The 18,785-nt window shown below is 60.2% G+C and carries 14 protein-coding genes; 10 read left to right on the top strand and 4 right to left on the bottom strand.

What is annotated here, in order from left to right; translation table 11 throughout:
• The first annotated feature begins 67 nt into the window (after nucleotides 1-67).
• Complete coding sequence (locus C7401_RS00515; protein WP_258396781.1) at nucleotides 68-898, top strand: MBL fold metallo-hydrolase; 831 nt, start codon at nucleotides 68-70, stop codon at nucleotides 896-898.
• Here C7401_RS00515 and C7401_RS00510 read toward each other — a convergent pair.
• Nucleotides 871-2,403, bottom strand: coding sequence for an ATP-binding protein (locus C7401_RS00510; protein ID WP_112169213.1), 1,533 nt, complete (start codon nucleotides 2,401-2,403; stop codon nucleotides 871-873). The two genes, C7401_RS00515 and C7401_RS00510, sit on opposite strands and share 28 nt — an antisense overlap.
• Before the next feature lie 344 nt (nucleotides 2,404-2,747).
• Here C7401_RS00510 and C7401_RS00505 point away from each other — a divergent pair, with 344 nt between their 5' ends.
• From C7401_RS00505 to C7401_RS00485, 6 genes are all read left to right on the top strand, one after another.
• A complete protein-coding gene (locus C7401_RS00505) occupies nucleotides 2,748-3,431 on the top strand; it encodes a response regulator transcription factor (protein WP_112169211.1) in 684 nt (227 codons plus the stop codon).
• A 37-nt stretch (nucleotides 3,432-3,468) separates the two neighbouring features.
• Nucleotides 3,469-8,463, top strand: coding sequence for an AAA family ATPase (locus C7401_RS00500; RefSeq protein WP_112169208.1), 4,995 nt, complete (start codon nucleotides 3,469-3,471; stop codon nucleotides 8,461-8,463).
• A 1-nt stretch (nucleotide 8,464) separates the two neighbouring features.
• The gene (locus C7401_RS00495) at nucleotides 8,465-11,122 is read left to right on the top strand and encodes a hybrid sensor histidine kinase/response regulator (protein WP_112169206.1); all 2,658 of its coding nucleotides are present in this window, start codon (nucleotides 8,465-8,467) and stop codon (nucleotides 11,120-11,122) included.
• 5 nt (nucleotides 11,123-11,127) lie between these two features.
• Nucleotides 11,128-12,303 (top strand): hybrid sensor histidine kinase/response regulator, encoded by a 1,176-nt coding sequence (locus C7401_RS00490; protein WP_112169204.1) that lies wholly within the window; start codon nucleotides 11,128-11,130, stop codon nucleotides 12,301-12,303.
• A gap of 146 nt (nucleotides 12,304-12,449) precedes the next feature.
• The gene (locus tag C7401_RS44780; protein ID WP_208948902.1) at nucleotides 12,450-12,617 is read left to right on the top strand and encodes a hypothetical protein; all 168 of its coding nucleotides are present in this window, start codon (nucleotides 12,450-12,452) and stop codon (nucleotides 12,615-12,617) included.
• Between the two features lie 10 nt (nucleotides 12,618-12,627).
• Nucleotides 12,628-12,807: a hypothetical protein gene (locus C7401_RS00485; RefSeq protein WP_112169202.1), complete on the top strand. Its 180-nt coding sequence runs from the start codon at nucleotides 12,628-12,630 to the stop codon at nucleotides 12,805-12,807.
• A gap of 56 nt (nucleotides 12,808-12,863) precedes the next feature.
• On the opposite strand, the gene C7401_RS00480 is transcribed toward C7401_RS00485, so the two are convergent.
• Nucleotides 12,864-13,490, bottom strand: coding sequence for a LysE family translocator (locus C7401_RS00480; protein ID WP_112169200.1), 627 nt, complete (start codon nucleotides 13,488-13,490; stop codon nucleotides 12,864-12,866).
• A 119-nt stretch (nucleotides 13,491-13,609) separates the two neighbouring features.
• Between C7401_RS00480 and C7401_RS00475 the strand changes: the two genes are divergently transcribed.
• Complete coding sequence (locus C7401_RS00475; protein WP_112169198.1) at nucleotides 13,610-14,062, top strand: Lrp/AsnC family transcriptional regulator; 453 nt, start codon at nucleotides 13,610-13,612, stop codon at nucleotides 14,060-14,062.
• A 264-nt stretch (nucleotides 14,063-14,326) separates the two neighbouring features.
• Here the strand turns inward: C7401_RS00475 and C7401_RS00470 are convergent, their stop codons facing one another.
• Entirely contained in the window at nucleotides 14,327-15,019 is a 693-nt protein-coding gene (locus C7401_RS00470) for an RraA family protein (RefSeq protein WP_112169196.1), read from the bottom strand.
• Nucleotides 15,020-15,028: 9 nt separating this feature from the next.
• Complete coding sequence (locus C7401_RS00465) at nucleotides 15,029-15,985, bottom strand: hydroxyacid dehydrogenase (protein ID WP_181565463.1); 957 nt, start codon at nucleotides 15,983-15,985, stop codon at nucleotides 15,029-15,031.
• A 353-nt stretch (nucleotides 15,986-16,338) separates the two neighbouring features.
• Between C7401_RS00465 and C7401_RS00460 the strand changes: the two genes are divergently transcribed.
• Entirely contained in the window at nucleotides 16,339-17,727 is a 1,389-nt protein-coding gene (locus C7401_RS00460) for an MFS transporter (protein WP_112169192.1), read from the top strand.
• Nucleotides 17,728-17,802: 75 nt separating this feature from the next.
• Entirely contained in the window at nucleotides 17,803-18,729 is a 927-nt protein-coding gene (locus tag C7401_RS00455; protein WP_224045086.1) for a LysR family transcriptional regulator, read from the top strand.
• The last annotated feature ends 56 nt before the right edge of the window (nucleotides 18,730-18,785 follow it).

Genomic DNA, 18,785 nt, shown 5'->3' with positions numbered 1-18,785 from the left:
CGAGGTCATCATGGGTTCCCGATTTGTGTTCCAGGCGCCGGCCATTAACAGAAGGAAGGTGGGTGACATGACCGTCACCATGCTGAGTGACGGGTATCTCGACGTCTCCTTCGAGTTGCTCGACGGCATCGACGCCGCCCGGGCCGAAGCGCTGCTCGAAAAGCGCGGCGCGCCGCCGTTGCCCCGGATGAATATCAATGCCTACGTCGTTCAGACCGCGGACCGGACCATCCTGATCGACAGCGGCGCGGGCGGCATCAATGGTTGGGGCGGCCGCCTTCAGGTGGCGTTGGCCGCTGCGGGCATCGACCCGCTCGAAATCGATACGATTCTGCTCACGCACGCGCATCCCGACCACATTGGCGGGCTCGCCGGTCCGCTGCAAACACCGATATTCAGGAATGTGCAGCAGTTGTTCGTGCATGAGAAGGAGCTCGCATTCTGGCGCGACGACGCAATCTATTCGAATGCGCCCGACGGCTTCCGCCCGTTTTTCGACGTGGCGAGAAATGCGTTCAACGCCTACGGTGAAAAGCTGGTTCCGTTCCGGCAGGAGTCGATTTTGCCGGGCATTCAGACGGTCCCGTTGTTTGGCCATACGCCGGGCCATACCGGCTACCTGCTGGGTAACGGGAGTGGTAACGGATCGGACTCCCTATTGATCTGGGGGGACATTGTTCATTTCCCGCACATCCAGATGGCGCAACCGGAGGTCACCATTGCTTTTGATAGCGACCCGGCGCAGGCTGCGCGCATTCGCGGGCAACTGCTCGACCGGGTGGCAACCGACAAGCTGACCATTACCGGCATGCACTTCAATTCGCCCACTACCGGCTCTGTTCAGCGTGACGGGGGCGCGTACGTGCTCAACTACGATCTGTGGTCGCCGGTGATTTGAGCACGTCTTCCCGGGCCAAAAGTCGCCACCTTCAGCCGGGGGAACGATACGTCGGCGCCTTTACCGCCTGCGTACAGGGCGTGTTTTTCCACAACCGCGCTCAGTTCCCCGGCCTCGGCGAGTTTCTCCCTTCCATAGGAACGCGCGGGGGCCAGCACTTGATACGTGGGCTCGGTGCCGTCGATATACAGTTCGACCAGCGATTTGTCGACCAGCTCGCAAACGCAGTCCATCACGTCCAGCGGCGAAAGCGTGTCGTCGTGGGCGACCTGGCACGCTGCGTCCGAGTCGAAGCGGCGGTCGAACACGCAAAGGCGCCGGAACACGGTTTGCTCGCTGTCACTCAACATCTCGAAGCTCCAGTCCAGGGAACCACGCAGGCTCTTGTGCCTGACCTCCGCCGTTCTATATCCCCCGCCAAGGTAGAGCAACGGTTCTTCGAGTCCATCCCGGATGCGCTCCAGCCCGAGAACCGCAGCGCGTCCGGCCGCCAGTTCAATGGCAAGCGGAACGCCGTCCAGGCGTCGGCAAATCTCCTCGACCACCTGTAGACGATTCTGGTCCACGTCGATGCTCTGTCCATTGGAGGACAGCCGCCGCAGGAACAAACGCACGGCAGGGCAGTCGAGTCGGGACTCGGCATTCTCGTTTGCCTTGGGCAGGGCGAGCGGGCCGACGCGATAGACAACTTCGCAAGGTACGCGAAGCGGCAACCTGCTGGTCACGAGCACCAGGAGTTCGGACGGGCGACGGCAAGCAAACTCGATGAGTGGTGCGACGTGCTCCACAACGTGTTCCGCGTTGTCGATGATGAGCACGCCCTTCATTTTCGCGAGCATGTGCGCCGCGAACTGAAGGTCGGGGTCCCGCCCTTCGAAGCTGAAGCCGCACTGGGTCGCAACGGCGTCGATCACATCTCGACGGGTGCTGTGGACAGCCAGTTCCACGAAGTGCACGTCTGAAACCCGCTCTTGCGCAAGCCGGTGCGCAATCTCGCGGACAATCGATGTCTTGCCGATTCCCCCGGCACCCACCAGCGTCAGGACGTGCGTAGACGACAGTTTTGACCGTATCTCGGCGATCGTGCGCTCCCGGCCGAGCAGCCCCTCTTTTCCGGTTATGGCATCTGCGTTGCCGCGAGTGAGAGGGGCGAGCGTGGCGGGCTCGGTTCGGGGAGGGATCAGGTGGTAGCCGCGGCGCGGCACCGTTACAATGAGCTTGCCGTCCGCCCCGAGTGCCTTGCGGATGGAGCAGAGGTGCACATGCAGGTTGTTTTCCTCGACAATCGTGTCTGGCCAGACTGCGTCCATCAGTTCGGTTTTCGTCACCACGCGGCCCGCTGCCCGGGCGAGTACCGCGAGAATGTCGAACGCACGAGCCCCGAGTTCCTGTACGTCACCGCGACGGCGCAATATCCGTATTCCGAGGTCGACCTCGCATTCGCCAATCCGGATGATCTGGCAGCCGGAAGCGAGCATTGGGAGATGAGGTATCGCTTGGGTCATGGCGGTTGCATCCGATGGTAATCGGGAAGTCCCGGCGGGCAGGTGATTGATTGATGAGTTGTCGTGCCACGCACGGTCGGTGTCGAATGGATATTAACCGAGGCGATTTTTCCTCCTCATTACCGATGCATTAAATTTCGTTAACGCTTTCTATCAGGTTCATCAAATTCATTTTCTGACGTGCCGGCCGGCAAGCGTACGACGCCGACATGATCGGAACATGGACAAAACATTAACTAAATTTAATGAGTCGGCGAAAGGCTTAGTTTTCAGGCAGAGCGGATAATCCTGGATCGGTTGTCGTGCTGAAAAGCGAGGCATCCTGGCAATTACGAGTGACGCGGATGAAAATCTTGTTAGTGGAAGACAACATGCAGGTAGCCGGCTTCCTGGTAAAGGGCTTGACGGAAGCCGGCCATGTCGTCGATTCCGCCGATAACGGGCGCGATGGCATGTTCCTGGCCATGGGCGGGGGGGCTTACGATGCCGTCATCCTCGACCGCATGCTGCCGGGAGGAGTTGACGGGCTCAGCATTGTCGCGGCAATGCGGGCAACCGGGAACAAGGTCCCGGTGCTCATCTTGAGCGCCATGGATGCGGTCGATGAGCGAATTCGGGGCCTCAAGGCGGGCGGTGACGACTACGTCGTCAAGCCTTTCGCCTTTGGGGAGGTGCTGGCGCGACTGGAGGTGCTCCTGCGTCGGTCACAGAATGATGCGGTCGAATCGACGCTCAAGTGTGGCGACCTGTGCATCGACCTGTTTTCCCGGAAGGTTTCGCGTGCCGGAAAGGTCATTGCGCTCAAGCCGCGCGAATTCAAGCTGCTCGAGTATTTGATGCGGCACGCCGAGCAGGTCGTCACGCGGACCATGCTCCTGGAGAACATCTGGGACTATCACTTCGATCCGCAAACGAACGTAGTCGACGTGCACGTGAGCAAGCTTCGGCAGAAGATTGACGCTGGGTTTGACGTATCACTCTTAAGAACCGTCCGCAACGCCGGGTACATGCTCTCGGCGAACGGATAAAAGCTGGCGTCGGAGCGGATAGCAGCGACGGAGAGTCATGGATATTGAAGAATCGACGACCGAATTGCTATGGGACGACGGCGTCCTCGCGCTGTCGCGCGTCGAGGCCGGCGACGGCGGGGCGACGCGACTGGTTGTGCGGGCAACGACCCATCAGCCTTCTGCTCAAACGCTGGCGTTGCTCGAAAACGCCTATTCGTTGCGTGCGCATCTGGATGGTCCTCGCTTCGCGCGGCCCGTCGAACTCGTCCAGGACAGTTCCTCCGTCTCCCTGCTGCTCGAAGACCCGGGCGGCATTCCCTTGTCCATCATGGACACGTCGCGGCTTTCGCTCGGTCAGATCTTGTCGATCGCAGCCAATGCGGCGTCCGCCCTCGATACCCTCCATCGTCGGGACGTCATACACAAAGGCGTCCGGCCGGCGCATCTGCTAGTAAATCCGGCCACCTGGGCGGTAGCGCTGACGGGTTTTGGCGTGGCGAAGCGGGTTGGCGCCGCTGGCGACGAATCGGTCCTGTCGCTTACGGCCGCGCCTGCGTACCCGTATCTCGCGCCTGAGCGTACCGGGCTTGTCAATCGCCCGGTCGACACACGTTCCGATTTGTATTCGCTAGGTATCCTTATTTACTGGACACTCACGGGGAAATATCCGTACACCGCGAATTCCCCGGGCGAATGGCTTTATTGCCATACGGCGCGCAAGCCTGTGCCGCTGCGCGAGTATGTTCCACATGTCCCTGAATCGCTGGCGGCCATCGTCGACAAGTTGCTCGCCAAGGCTGCCGAGGACCGTTACCAGACGGCGCGTGGCGTCGAACACGACCTGCGCTTGTGCGAAGAGCAATGGCGCACCGGCGAGCGCTTTTCGTCATTTGTGCCCGGAGCCGCGGACTCGGACGACCGCCTGTTGATACCTGAGCGGCTTTACGGTCGGGAAGCCGAGCTGGGTGCGCTGACCGATGCCTTCAACCGGGTCGCGCATGACGGCACGGCCGAGTTCGTGCTGGTGTCCGGTTACTCAGGAATCGGGAAGTCGGCGCTCGTCGAGGAATTCCAGCATTCGATGGGGCGTGGGCGATTTGCCTCGGGCAAGTTCGACCAGTTCAAGCGAGATATCCCGTACGCGACGATTGCGCAGTGCCTGGAGTCGGTTGCCAAACAGATTCTCAAGGAAGACAAGCGGGAGCTGGCAAAGTGGCGAAAGCGCATCGAGCATGCACTTGGGCCGCATGGCCGCTTGCTGACCGACCACATTCCCGCGCTCGAGCATGTCGTTGGTCCGCAATCGGAGATTGCGGAGATGCCCCCGGAAGACGCGCACAAGCGCTTCGTCGCGGCGTTGACCCGGCTCATCGAGGCGTTCGCGACGCCAGAACAGCCGCTGGTGCTGTTTCTTGACGACCTGCAATGGCTGGACGCTGGAACCATTTCGATCCTGGAGGCGCTAGGGCGGGGCCCCGGGATTGCCCACTTCCTGCTCATTGGGGCGTTCCGCGACAACGAGGTGGGTCCCAGCCATCCTTTGGCGCGCGTAGTGGGTGACGTTCGAACCGGTGCGGTGCAAGTGCGTGACCTGCTGTTGGCCCCGCTGGTGGTTGGCGACGTGGAGCGACTCGTTCGTGACGCGACCCGCAGCGATACGCCCGAGACCGGACGACTCGCGCAATTGATGTTCGAGAAGACCGGGGGGAACCCTTTCTTTGCAGTCCAGTTTCTGCGCGTCCTTGCAGACGAAGGCCACCTGACGTTTGACCGCGCCTCGCGTCAATGGGTGTGGAATGTCGACCAGATTGCGCAGGGCGCTTTCCCCGTTAGCGTCGTCGACTTGATGGTGAGCCGGATTGGGCGGTTGCCGGAGCGCGCGCGACGGCAGCTCGTCGATTTTGCTTGCCTGGGGGCGACCGTGGCGACGTCGGTATTGGCGCAAGTGGGCGGCCTCTCAAACGACGACGTTGACTCCGCACTGGCCGAAGCCATTGCCCAAGGTCTCGTTTACCGTCATTCGGATGGGTATGCCTTCGTCCACGACCGGATCCAGGAGGCCGCGTACGCGTTGCTGACCGACGCAGAGCGCGCGCCATCCCATCTGCGCATCGGTGAACGCCTCGATACCGGAGATGGCGACCCGAATCTCGAACGCAACATTTTCGAGGTCGTTAGCCAGTACAACCGGGCGCTCCACGCCATCGGCGATGCGCAGATGAGGACGCGCGTCGCGCTGCTGAACCTGCGCGCGGGCCGTCGCGCGAGAGCCGCCGCGGCGTACGGCACGGCGCTGAATTATCTCGACGTGGGAAGCGGGATTCTTGGCGAAGAGGCGTGGACGACCCATTACGCCGAGAAGTTCGGCCTCGAACTTCTGCTTGCCGAGTGCACGTTTCTTTCCGGCAATCCATTGCTCGCCGACGAGCGCCTGCGCAGGCTCGAAAGCTTCGCCGGCAGCGTACCGGACAAGGCCGCAGTGGCCTTTCTCCGGATAACGTTGCACACCGCTTTGGACCAGATGGCTGCGGCGGTGGATATTTGCCTGCGCTATCTTCGCGAAGTCGACATTGATTGGGTGGCTCACCCGGACCGTGATGCGGTCGACAGGGAGTACCAGAATCTGGCTGGCAAGGTGAAAGGCGGCTCGATTGCCGCTTTGCGCGATAACCGGCTGCTCGATGACGAAACCGTGGAAGCCACGCTGAACGTATTCACAGCGACCTTGCCTCCCGCGTTTTTCACCGACGAGAATCTGGTGTGCCTGATATTGACGCGCATGGGCAACCTGAGCATCGCGCACGGCAATGCCGACGCCTCTTCATTGGGGTTTGCGTATCTCGGCATGGCGGTCGGCCCATTCTTCGGCGACTACGTGGCCGCCTACGAGTTCGGCAAACTCGGGATGGCGCTCGTCGACGAAAAGGGGCTTGATCGATTCCGCGCACGCGTCTACATGTGTTTCGCGTATCACGTCATGCCATGGACGCAGCCGATTCAGGCCGGCATACCGCTGCTACGCCGCGCATTCGAGGTGGCAACGCAATGCGGCGACATCACCTATATCGGATTCTCCAGTTGCTGCCTGGTCACGACGCTTCTTGCTGCGTCCGCGCCGCTGGCCGAAATCGAATCGCAGGCTGTCGAGCGTTTGCGCATCGTGCGAGCCGCGGGGTTCGGGCTCATTGTCGACATCATCAATTCGCAGCTCGCACTGATTCGCGAAGCGCGGGGCGGCGCGCCCTGGTTTGGCTCGCCCGATGCGGACTATCCGAGCGCGCAGGCTTTGGAGCAGCATTTCGAGGGCAATCGTTCGCTTGATATTGCCGCATGCTGGCACTGGATTCGCAAGCAGGAAGCGCGATATCTTGCGGGCGACACAGCGGGCGCATTGGAGGCTGGCAGGAAGGCTGCTCCGCTGTTGTGGACCACATGGGGGCATCAGGAAATCGCCGTGTACCACTTCTTTTCGGCGCTAACCTGCCTCCGCGAAAAAGATGCGGTTTCCTCACAATCTGACGTCCTGATGGACGCGGAACTGGCCGGGCACGTGAGCAAGGTCCGCGGATGGGCACAGTCCAATCCGGCCAGCTTCGGCGCGCGCGAAGCGCTGGTCGACGCGGAAATTGCGCGCGTAAGCGGCAATGCATTCGAAGCGATGCGGCAATACGAGCGAGCGATCGAATGTGCGCGAAACAGCCGATTGCTCCATCTCGAAGGACTCGCCAACGACATGGCCGGCCGGTTCTACGCGAAGCGTGGCTTTGCGACGATCGCAACGGTCTACCTGCGCAGTGCACGGTCTGCCTATCTCAACTGGGGCGCGCTTGGCAAGGTCGAAATGCTGGACGCAGAGTTTCCTGACCTCAGAGTCACGGAGCCAGGAACTCCGGTGGTGGGGGCGTTGGAAAATCAGCTGGAGATGGAAACTGTCGTCAAAGCCTCGCAGGCAATATCGAGCGAGCGAGTGCTCGAGCGCCTGATGAACACGCTCATGACCATCGTTCTCGAGCATACGGGCGCGAGGCGCGCGTTGCTCATCCTCCCGCATGAAGAGAAGCTCTACATCGAAGCCGAGGCCACTGAGGGAAGTGACGTTCGCGTGGAGCGGCGCACCGCCTCGCCCCGAACCGTGCCGCTATCGATGCTTCACTACTGTCTCCGCACCCACGAGACGTTGCTTGTCGACGATGCGACTGCGGAAAATGCATTCGCGCCCGACGAGTATTTCAGCGCAAAGGAATCGCGTTCGGTGCTCTGCCTGCCACTCGTCAAGCAAACGAGGCTGGTGGGGGCGCTGTATCTGGAGAACGAGCTCGCACCCGGAGCGTTCACGCCTTCGCGAATGGCCGTGCTGAAGTTGCTGGCATCGCAGGCCGCGATTTCGATTGAGAATGCGAGTCTGGAGCAGGTCGAAGCGCTTCTCGAAGAGAAAGACGCGCTGCTGCACGAGGTGCACCATCGAGTGAAAAACAATCTGCAACTGATTAGCAGTCTCTTGAGCCTCCAGGCATCGCGCGTCGAGGACAAGGTCGTTGCCGAGCTGTTTCAGGAGAGCCGAAACCGTGTTCGTTCGATGGCGATGGTTCATGAGAATCTGTATCGCGCAGGCAACTTCGCGAGAATCGACATGGCGCCTCACATCAGGAATCTTTGCGCCCACCTCTCGCGTATTTACAAGCTGAGTCAATCGAGCGTCAGTCTGGATGTGGTCGTCGACGACGTCCAGCTCGATATGAATCGCGCGATCGCATGCGGGATGATCGTCAACGAACTGGTTTCGAATGCGCTCAAGCATGCTTTCCCGAGCGGTCGAAACGGGCGGCTGCGTGTCGAATTGATCGCCGTCGGAGAGAATCGGTGCCGGCTTGGTGTCGCCGATGACGGTGTGGGTCTGTCGCCGGCGTTCTCGCTCGAACGTGCGGAAACGCTCGGACTGCAACTTGTGTTTGACCTCTCCAGGCAACTGCACGGCTCGGTGGAGGTGAGCCGCGGGGGCGGCACGACATTCGATATTCACTTCGGACTTCAACAAGCGGAAGGCCAGTAACATGTCATCAGCGCGCATACTGATTGTTGAAGACGACCGGGTCGTCGCTCGTGACATTGCCCAGCAAATGAGTCGATGTGGGCACGTTGTCATAGGCAGTGTTGCCACCGGTGAAGAAGCGATCACCCTCGCGGCCAGGGAAAGGCCTGATCTCGTCTTGATGGATGTGCGCCTCGAGGGCGAACTCGACGGGATTGACACGGCGCGGCATTTGCACGAATCGCTGAATTTGCCCGTCGTGTTTCTAACGGCCTATGCGGACGAGGAAACGGTACAGCGAGCCACGGTGACGGAACCGTTCGGCTACGTATTGAAGCCCTTCGACGACCTGCAATTGCGAACCGTCGTCGAGATGGCGCTATACAAGCACGACGCAGAACGCCGCTTGCGCGAAAGCGAACAGCGTTACGCGGTGACGCTGGATAGCATCGGTGACGGTGTCATCGCGACGGACTTCAAGGGCGAAATCACGCTGATGAATCCCGTTGCCGAATCGTTGACAGAATGGTCGCGCAGCGACGCGGCAGGCAAGCCGCTCGAAGCGGTTCTCAGGCTATTCGACGAGGATGCGGCAGCGCCACTGGGCTTTGACGTTGCCGCCGTCTTGCGTGAAGGTGGTGTCATCAAGTTTCCTCCGCGCACGGCACTCGTAGGCCGAGCCGGGCGTATGGTGCCGGTTGAGAATCGCGGAACGCCGATCGTCAACGACGCTGGCGAGGTCATCGGCATGGTGTTCGTGATTCGCGACGCTACCGAATCGCGGCGCGCGGCACAAGCCGAGATCCTGCGAGAGACAAATGAGCGGCTCGGTGGCGCGATGCGCGGCTCGAACGTCGGCGTGTGGGCGATTGATCTTTCGGGCGACGACGGGCACGAACTGTCGCTGAAGTGCTGGAACATCCTGGCGTGGCTGGGATACACCGAAGGGCCGGTTGCGCCTGGTCTGGATCGCGCCATGGAGGGCGTGCATCCGGAAGACAGAGAGCGACTTCGCGCTGCGCTTTGGCAGTGTACGAGCGAACCGGCCGTTTGCGCGCCCTTTGGCATTGAACACCGCGTGCGGCACCGCGACGGAACCTATCGATGGGTCTTGACCCGTGGCGCGTCGAAGCAGATTGCCAATGGGCGGTTGGCGCGCGTCTGCGGCACCATGGTCGACATTACCGACCTGAAGTTCGCGGAAGTTGCACTGCGGGCCAGCGAGGAGCGTTTCCGGGGCACCTTTGAAAACGCGGCGGTCGGCATTACCCACTGCGACAGACATGGCCGGTTTCTCATCGTCAACCAGCGCTATTGCGACATCGTTGGCTACAGTCGCGATGAACTGCTCTCGATGACATTCATGGATGTCACGGAGAAAAGCAGTGTTTCGGGGAGCGTTGCGCAGTTCAAGAAATTGCTCGATAACGCGTTTTCCCACTACACGGAGGAGAAAATCCTCGTACGCAAGGATGGGTCGCGCGTGTGGGTCAATGTTTGCGTCTCCATGCAGCGTGACGCGAACCAGCAGGTGCAGCACTCAATCGCCATTCTCCAGGATATTTCCGAGCGCAAGGCGCTAGAGGAAACGGTGCTCATCGCGCGCGACGAGGCGGAATCCGCGAACAGGGCGAAGGACCAGTTTTTGGCCAATATCAGCCACGAACTCCGCACGCCGCTGAATTGCATTCTCGGTTATGCCCAACTTCTTCGGCGTGACGACGACCTGACCATTCGTCAGAAGTCGCAAGTCTCGCTGATTGAGCAAAGCGGTTCGCATCTGCTTACCTTGATTAACGATTTGCTGGATTTCGCGCGCATCGGCGCCGGTCGATTTGACCTCGAACCCAACGACGTATTGCTTGCCCCCTTCCTCGAAATGCTGACGGACATGGTGAGCGTGCGGGCCCGCGAAAAAGGACTCGCGCTGCATTGCGCCGTTGCGTCGGATCTTCCGGCGGTCGTTCGCATTGACGAGAAGCGATTGCGACAGGTGCTGCTCAATCTGCTGTCCAATGCCGTGAAGTTTACCGACGCCGGAGAAGTGAAATTCTCGGTCGAGATGCGTAAAGGCAATGTGTTGAGATTTGAAGTCGCCGATACTGGGCTTGGCATCAAGCCTGACCATCTTGAGCGCATCTTCCAGCCATTTGAACAGGCGGGCGACAGCGAGCGGCGAAGCGCAGGTATAGGCCTGGGGCTCTCGATCAGCCAGCACCTGGCGTGCCTGATGGGTAGCGCGATTCGCGCCGAAAGCGAATATGCGCGAGGAAGCCGGTTCTGGTTTGACTTGCTGGTTGAGCAGCCGCTCCGGGAACCGTCAGCCAGGGATGACGCCGGTCATTGGCGAGTTTCGCGCGAAGAGGGTCTCGCCCTTGTCCGTTGTGACGGCGTGTATGCCGTTGGGGCACATGATTCCGCTTGCCCGCTCCGGGTCGGCTCAAGCCCTTCCCATGCGGAAGCGTTAGTGCCGTTCGTCCTGCCGCCACGGGCGAGCATGGAGGTGCTGCACAACCTCGCGCTGAGAGGGTCGATGCGGGAGGTCATCCGGCATACGGAATCCCTGCGCGCAAGCGACGCCCGCTATGAGGATCTGGCGGACACGGTATGCCGCCTGGCGGAAAACTTTGAGTCTCGAGAACTGCTGTCGCTCATCGAGAAACATTTGAACGGATGTTAGTGCATATGTCGGATGAGTTTGAACGCAATCCGCCCGTCGTTCTGGTGGTCGACGATACGGCGCCCAACCTGGGCCTCGTAGTCGACTTCCTCGAGGGCAGTGGCCTGCAAGTTTCGATTGCCCGGGATGGCGAAGAAGCCTTGAACCGTGCGGCGCTCGTCCGTCCGGACCTGATACTGCTCGACGTGATGATGCCGGGCATGGACGGGTTCGAGGTTTGCCGCCGTTTGAAGGCACGGCCCGAAACATCGGATATTCCGGTCATTTTCATGACCTCGCTGTCGCGTACCGAGGACAAGACCGTGGGCTTCCAGGTCGGCGCGGTCGACTATGTCACCAAGCCGTTGCAGATGGAGGAACTCGTCGCCCGCGTGCGAACGCACGTTAAATTGCGACGACTACAAAAGGCGCTCCAGGAACGCAATGCGCGTTTGCACGAGGAAGTGGAGCGGCGGCAGGAAGCCCAGGAGGCGCTGGTCGAAATGATAAACAGCGTTCGCAACACATCGAACGCCATTGCTCATGATCTGCGTACGCCCCTCACCGAACTCCGCACACGGATGGAGGTGATGGTTTTCGACCTGAAGAACAAGCTCGATCCGGATAACCTCGAGCGACTGGAAAGCTCGCTTTCCGATATCGACCGGGTGATCGGCATCTTCAATGCGCTGCTGAGGCTCGCTGAAATCGATGCAGGGGTGCGAAGGTCAGGCTTTGTCGCCAGCAATGTGGCGGAAATCGCGGCGGAGGCCGTGGAGTTCTACCAACCGCTGGCAGACCTTAGATCGATCGTTCTCTCGCAAACGTGTCCGCTCGAACTCGAAGCCGTTGTGGACCCGCTTCTGATTGCGCAAGCCATCGGTAACTTGATCGATAACGGGCTGAAGTACGCAAATTCGCGTGTGCATGTGTCGGTGAACGAGCGCGAGGGACTGATCGAGATCGAGGTCGCGGACGACGGGCCGGGCGTACCCGTGGCCGAAAAGGCGAAAGTCACCGAGCGCTTCTATCGTGGCGATGCGAGCAGGGGGACGCCTGGTGTAGGTCTGGGGCTCGCGCTCGTAAAGGGTGTAGCCACCTTGCATCGGGGCACGCTCACCCTGGCGGACAACAATCCGGGGCTCTCGGTGAAATTGACGGTCTCTCGTCGATTCGATGGCCGCCTGCGTGGCGCTCATTGAGGCACTCCCGCGGTCCGCAACAAAGCTTTCGTTCTGGTTGCGCTGCTTAAGCTGGATTTAAGCGACGCTACGTACGCTTCGAATCAATCCTTCAGAGGACAAACACGGCAGGCATTCCCAGACGGAAAGAGGTTGAGATGGTGTACTTGATTACCGACCTGAAAATGGTTGAAAGCTACGGCCGCATCAAGGCTGATAGCGGCAAGGATGCGCTGGAAGCGTTTGCGGTAAGCAACGGCTTCCTCGACCTGATGGAGTTTGCCTGCGCGCGGCCCACGTTCGCCAATGACTTGATCGCGGTACAAATGCAGTAAGGAGACGGACGTGGCCATGACTTTGGGAGAGGCTCTGGAACATGCAGAGCTGCTGGAAGCCTACGGCGTCATTTCCCGGACGGCGCAGGCGCTCATCCTGATGAGGCGCGAGTATCGCAACGTCGTCGGTGTTGAGCAGTACGAATTGATTTTCGCGGAGGCGGGTCTGGTGCATCCCGACCCGCAGTGACCCGGTTCACTTGTCTTGCCGCCGGGAAATGCAATGAATCAGCGTCCGCGAGCGGGCTATCGTGTGAAGGCGTAAACCTGTTCGGCAAACAGGAGGATGGCAACCAGAATCATGGCCGCCCCCGAGAGCTGACTCACCCTGCGCGCCGCTTTGGGGCGGGTGCTCAGGACAATCTTCGAGCCCAGGCCGACGACCGAATAGACCGAGCCGACGTTGACCATGTGCACACAGCCCAGCGCCACGATCTGACCGGCGGCTGACCATCCGGCTTGAGATCTCACGAACTGTGGCAAGAGGGCGACGAACAGCAGGAGCGCCTTGGGGTTCAGCCCGCTGATTGCAAAGCCGCGCATCGACCAGCCCCACGGGCTTTTCTGCGCTTCATCCTGACCGGCGGAGAGTTCGGGCGGGCGCATGAGCGTCCTGATGCCCAGCCAGAGCAGATAGGCGCCACCGACGACCGTCAAAATCGTCAGCACGGACGGAACCCGCGTGACGAGTTTTCCAATGCCTGCCGCTACGACTATCGTGATCGCAAGGTAGCCGAGCAACATGCCGCCGACTGCGGGCGCGACCATGCGACCGCGCAGACCTGCCGAGATGGCGTAAGCCCAGTCCGCGCCTGGGACCATGACCAACGAGAACGAGACGACCCAAAACGCCGTCAACAAACTAGCTTCCACTGCGCCACTTCCGGTTATGCGGGCGTCCACGCCCAAGGCGAGAGATGTTACGGTTTTGGCCCTGGAAGGTGCTCCCTATTTCTTGCCTGTAGGGGCGGGTTGGCGCTAGTATTTCGTGTATGGACGCATTTGATCGCAAGATTCTTGCTGAGATTCAGCAAGATGGACGACTTTCAATCACGGAGCTCAGCGAGCGCGTGGGTTTGAGCCTGTCTCCGTGCCAGCGACGGCTGCGGGCGCTCGAGAGTGCCCAGGTCATCAACGGCTACCGTGCCACCATCGACCCCGCGACCGTCGGTCTGAATTTTTCCGCAATCGTCTTCGTGACCTTGAGTGAAAGCAGTAGCGAAGGCATCCGGTCGTTTGAGGACGCGCTCGTCGGCATTCCGGAGATCACACGGGCCGAGCGCCTCTTCGGCGAGCCGGACTACATGCTGCATGTCGTCACGCGCGACCTGAAGGCGTTTCAGGCGCTTTACGACCGCCGCTTGACGGCGCTGCCTTCCGTGTTGAAGCTGACGTCGACGCTCGTGATGAAGAGCATTTTTCAGGACCGGCCGCTTCCGTTGTGAAAGCGGGAGGCCGCGCGGAAGCGGCGCGTGCTCGGGCGACGAATGTCGAACCTGACATCCACACAGAGCGAAGCCGCCGTCCGTGGGGCAGGCCGGCCTCGGCCTCCACCCACCAGCATTGGTGGCTCGCAAACGAAATCTGTCCTCGCTTTGCCATCAAAGTTGTCCGGGGCCGACTCGCGCAAATGCCACAAGCCGGGATTGGAGTCGTTCAAGACAGGATGCAGCAAGGCGTCCGTGCATTCAGGTTGTGATGCGGAGCGCTTATTCGAGCGTTTCGTCGGCGCCAATGACGCCAGCCGCACGCAATGCGGCGTCCAGCCACGGCGACACGAGAATTCCGTCGCGGATTTCGTCGAGGCGCTGCGCTTCAGCGGCCAGCTTCTTTTCAGCCGCCTTCAGAACCTGGTCCACATCAGCGCGTGGAATCACAACGACACCGTCACAATCGCCGATGACCAGGTCACCCGGCTCTACCGATACGCCACCAATCGAGACCGGCATGCCGATACGGCCATCGAGACCCTTCGTCGGGCCAGCCGGATTGCGACCATTCGCGAAAATCGGCATTGGGCTTTCGCGCAGCGTTGCGATATCGCGGGCAGCACCATCTACGACCAAACCACCCAGCTTTGCAGCGACTGCCTGTGACACCATCAACTCGCCAAAGAGCGCGCTCGACTGGTAACCCTTGCCGTCCACGACGATGACGTCACCGGGTTTGGCCAGCGCGAGCGCCACGTGGAACATGAGATTGTCGCCGGGGCGAACTTCGACCGGGAACGCCGGCCCCGCGACGACCATGCTCGGCACGAGTGGCTGGATGTCGCCGTGCAAGGCACCGCGTCGGCCCGCTACGTCGCAAAGGACGGCGGACTGGAATTCACGGGCACGCTCGATTTGCTCAGGAGTGACACGTTCGAAAGATGCAACGTCGTTGAAGCGGTTCGTCTTCATTGAATGAAATCAAGCAGGAGTGTTGAGGATTTGGGTTTTGGGAAAGACACGGTGGGAGGGCATGTGGCCATCCAGTGTTTCAATAACGGCGTTCGCGGCTGCATTCCCCATTCGTTCGAGGGATTCCCTGCTACTGGCCGCGATATGCGGAGAGGCGATGAAGTTGTCGAGCCCGAGCAGTGGGTGAGACACCGGAACGGGTTCTGTTTCGAAGACATCGCTGGCAGCGCCGGCGATTTGCCCGTTGACCAATGCTTGATACAACGCGGCTTCATCTACAATGCCGCCACGCGCGACATTGATGAATAGCGCTGAGTTGCGCATCTGCTGGAATTGAGCACTGCCAATCAGATTTCGTGTGGTGGCCAGAAGCGGGAGATGCAGGCTGACGACGTCGCATCGGGGAAGCAGTTCTTCGATTGTCGCGACACGAGTCGCGCCCAGTTCTTCAAAAGCTGAATCCGGAGCGAACGGGTCATAGGCCAGGAGCTCGGCACTGAAAGCAGCCCTGAAAAGGCGTGCTGTCCGGCGACCGATGTCGCCGAATCCCAGCAAGCCCACGGCTTTTCCACTGAGCTCAATCCCGCTTTGCAGCTTGACCTGCTTCGGCGTGCGCAATGCCCTGTCAGCCACAGAAATTTTGCGGGCCAGCGCAAGCGTGATGGCGAGCGCGTATTCGGCAACCGCGTTCGCGTTCGCGCCAGGGGTGTTGGTCACGAGGACGTTCGCTTCCGACGCAGCCTCGATGTCGATGTTGTCGACACCCGTTCCGTGCTTCGCGACTATCTTGAGTTTTTTCGACTTCTGAAGATCGGCAGCCCGGACTTCGAATGTTCTGACGATGACGGCATCGGCGTTGGCGTGCCAGTCCTGGCTACGAGAGGCGGGGTAGTCGACGACCGTGTGGACGCCCGACAGCCGTTCAACTGCGCTCGGGGCGATGGGGTCCATGATGAAAACGTTCATGTGCGAGTTCCGCTGTTGACCAGGTGGTGGAACCAAGAATACGAGCTCCGACAGGGCTCGATGTAGCGACATTTTTCGACTCCGGAGCATTCCGTTCACGACTGTCCGGGCTAACCCTGATTGAATCCACCTGCTCCTAACATGGGCGTTGAACTGGCACATGATTGCCCCGTTCATCTTTGCTCGATTTCAGTCTGTAAAAGTCAATCAGGTGATTTACGTAAGTCGAAAAATGCATGCCCGAACATCGACAAATGTCGCTTTCATGTGGTCTTACAAAGGCCTTAGGATGCGTCACGGTCGGAAGAACCGGACAGTTGAGCGCGATGAAACGGCCCAGAAGGAGACACAGAATGAAGCGTAGTAACGACGCCCGAACGGGCTACCGATGGATTGTGCTCGCGATGATTTTCGCTACGTACACGATTGCTGGCGCGGACCGGGCTAATCTCGGCGTGGTCATTCCGACCATCCGTGGCGAGTACCACCTCACCAACACCGACGTAGGCGCAATGGCAAGTCTTTTCTATTTCGCCTACGCCATCGTCCAGATTCCCGCGGGATATCTTTTCGGCAAGCTGGGCGTGAGGGGCCTCATGGTGGGCTCAATGGTCTTGACGTCTCTGTCGACTCTTTTCATGGGCGTCGCAGGGAGCGTCTTTCAGCTGAAGGCTGCGAGAGCCGTGCTCGGTTTCGCGGAGGGGCCCATTAACATCGGCATTGTTTCGACTATTAACCGTTGGTTTCCGCCCCAGGAAAAGGGCCTGGCCGCAGGCGTCTTCATGGCGTCGATCAAATTCTCCCCCGCATTCGTGCCACCGCTTTGCGCAGTGTTGTTGTTGAAGTTTGGCTGGCGGGAGGTGTTCTATCTCTTCGCCATCCCCGGGCTCATCACTTCGGTGCTCTGGCTCTGGCTGGTTCGTGACGAGCCGAAGGCGTCAGCGCGTGTTTCGCAGAGTGAGGTCGACTACATCAAGGCGACGGAACCCGATCGCGAAGCAAGTAGCGCTAGAGCAATCGGACCGACCGCCGAGCATTCGTGGGTCGACCGCATCGTTCGCACGAGACAGGTCACCTTGCTGTCCACCAGTCGGTCAATTTTTGGTTCGTGGAACATCTGGGGGTGCGCGCTTGGCTACTTCTTCCTGGTCGGCATCACGTACTCCATCATGACCTGGGTGCCGACCTATCTTGTGAGCGTCAAGCACTTCTCGGTGATGAAGATGGGGGCGGTGGCGTCGGCACCGTGGGTGGGCGCCATTGTGGGTAATGTCGTGGGCGGCTGGCTCTCGGATACGGTATTCGCGCGGCGTCGCAAGCCGGTCATGATGATTACATCGGTTGCCACTATCGGCATGATGTACGCGCTCCTGTTCGCACCCAACAACCCGTACCTGCTGGCGCTGCTTTTCTTCGCCGCCGGCGTCCTTCTGAACCTCGGTTACTCGACGTTCCTCGTCTATCCGATGGGTATTGCCACGCGCGACAAGGTGCCATTGGCCGCATCTATCGTGAACACGGGCGGATCTTTGGGTGGCGCGTTTGCGCCTTTCATTGTCGGCCTCATCCTTGACAAGTCCGGTTGGCAGTGGGTCTTTGCGTTCCTCGCTGCGTGTTCGGCCGCGACGTTTCTGTTGCTCCTCAGCATCATCGAACCGCGAAGCGCCGCGTCCGGCGACAAAAACATTGCGCGCGCAAGCTCGAACGTTGAAAGCAAGCGACTTGTCGAGCGAAGCGCGTAACGTCACATGCGCGGGGTTGGGCACCGGAGCCGATTCGGGGGCTCCTATAATGGGACGCCGGAAACACGCGCTCCCTTGCAGCTAACCCAACGCCATATGACTTTGAAACAGCTTGAGGCCTTTTATTGGGCGGCGACCCTTGGCAGCTTTTCGGTCGCCGCCACGCGCCTCCACGTCACGCAATCGACGCTCTCCAAACGAATCGCAGAACTCGAAGCGGCATTGAACGCGTCGCTGTTCGACCGTTCGGCGCAGCGGTCTGTGCTAACAGAGCATGGCACCCGGATACTCGGACATGCCCACAAGATTCTTCAGTTCGAGGGCGAAATCCATCATCTTCTCGGCACGCCGCAGCGACTCTCCGGTCTTTGCCGATTCGGTGTGAGCGAACTGACTGCACTGACCTGGTTTCCCAAGTTCGTCGCTCGAATCACGAACGAACACCCCGACCTTGCGCTGGAGCCCTATGTCGACCTCGCGGCCGGCCTTGAGCGACGTCTGGTGCGAGGCGAGATCGATTTTGCAATTCTTCCGCAAAGCAGTGAAGACAATCCGACACTCAGCTCAGTGCCCTTGGCGATGCTGGACTTCGCGTGGATGTCGTCGCCAAGGCGGATTCCGCTTGGCACGGTTTTGAAGTCGGAGAACATTGCGCAATACCCGATACTGACGCAGACGGCAGAATCCCGTTTGACGGCTGCATACGAGTCATGGGCCGCATCCAACAAGGTGCATGGCCGGCGCGTTCTCGCGTGCAACAGCCTGAGCGCGATTGTTGGGCTGACGCTGGCTGACGTTGGCATCAGTTTTCTGCCGCGCCTGTTCATGCGAAACTTCGTCGAGTCCGGGAAGCTCAATGCCTTCAAAACGGTCCCCGAACTGCCGAGTATTGAGTATTGCTTCAAGTGGCGAACGGACGATACCCGCGCGTTTATATCTGCCTTGGCGCAGTTCGCGAAGGAAGAAGCCGATTACACGCTCTCACTGGGATTTGCGCCCTGACCTTGGCGCCGCAGCGTTCGCCGGATGTCTTTCCGGAATAACGATTCTTCGGGACA

The organism is Paraburkholderia unamae (assembly GCF_003268775.1).
In the GTDB taxonomy this organism is placed as follows: Bacteria; Pseudomonadota; Gammaproteobacteria; order Burkholderiales; family Burkholderiaceae; genus Paraburkholderia; species Paraburkholderia unamae.
This window is presented reverse-complemented; position numbering and strand designations above follow the sequence as displayed.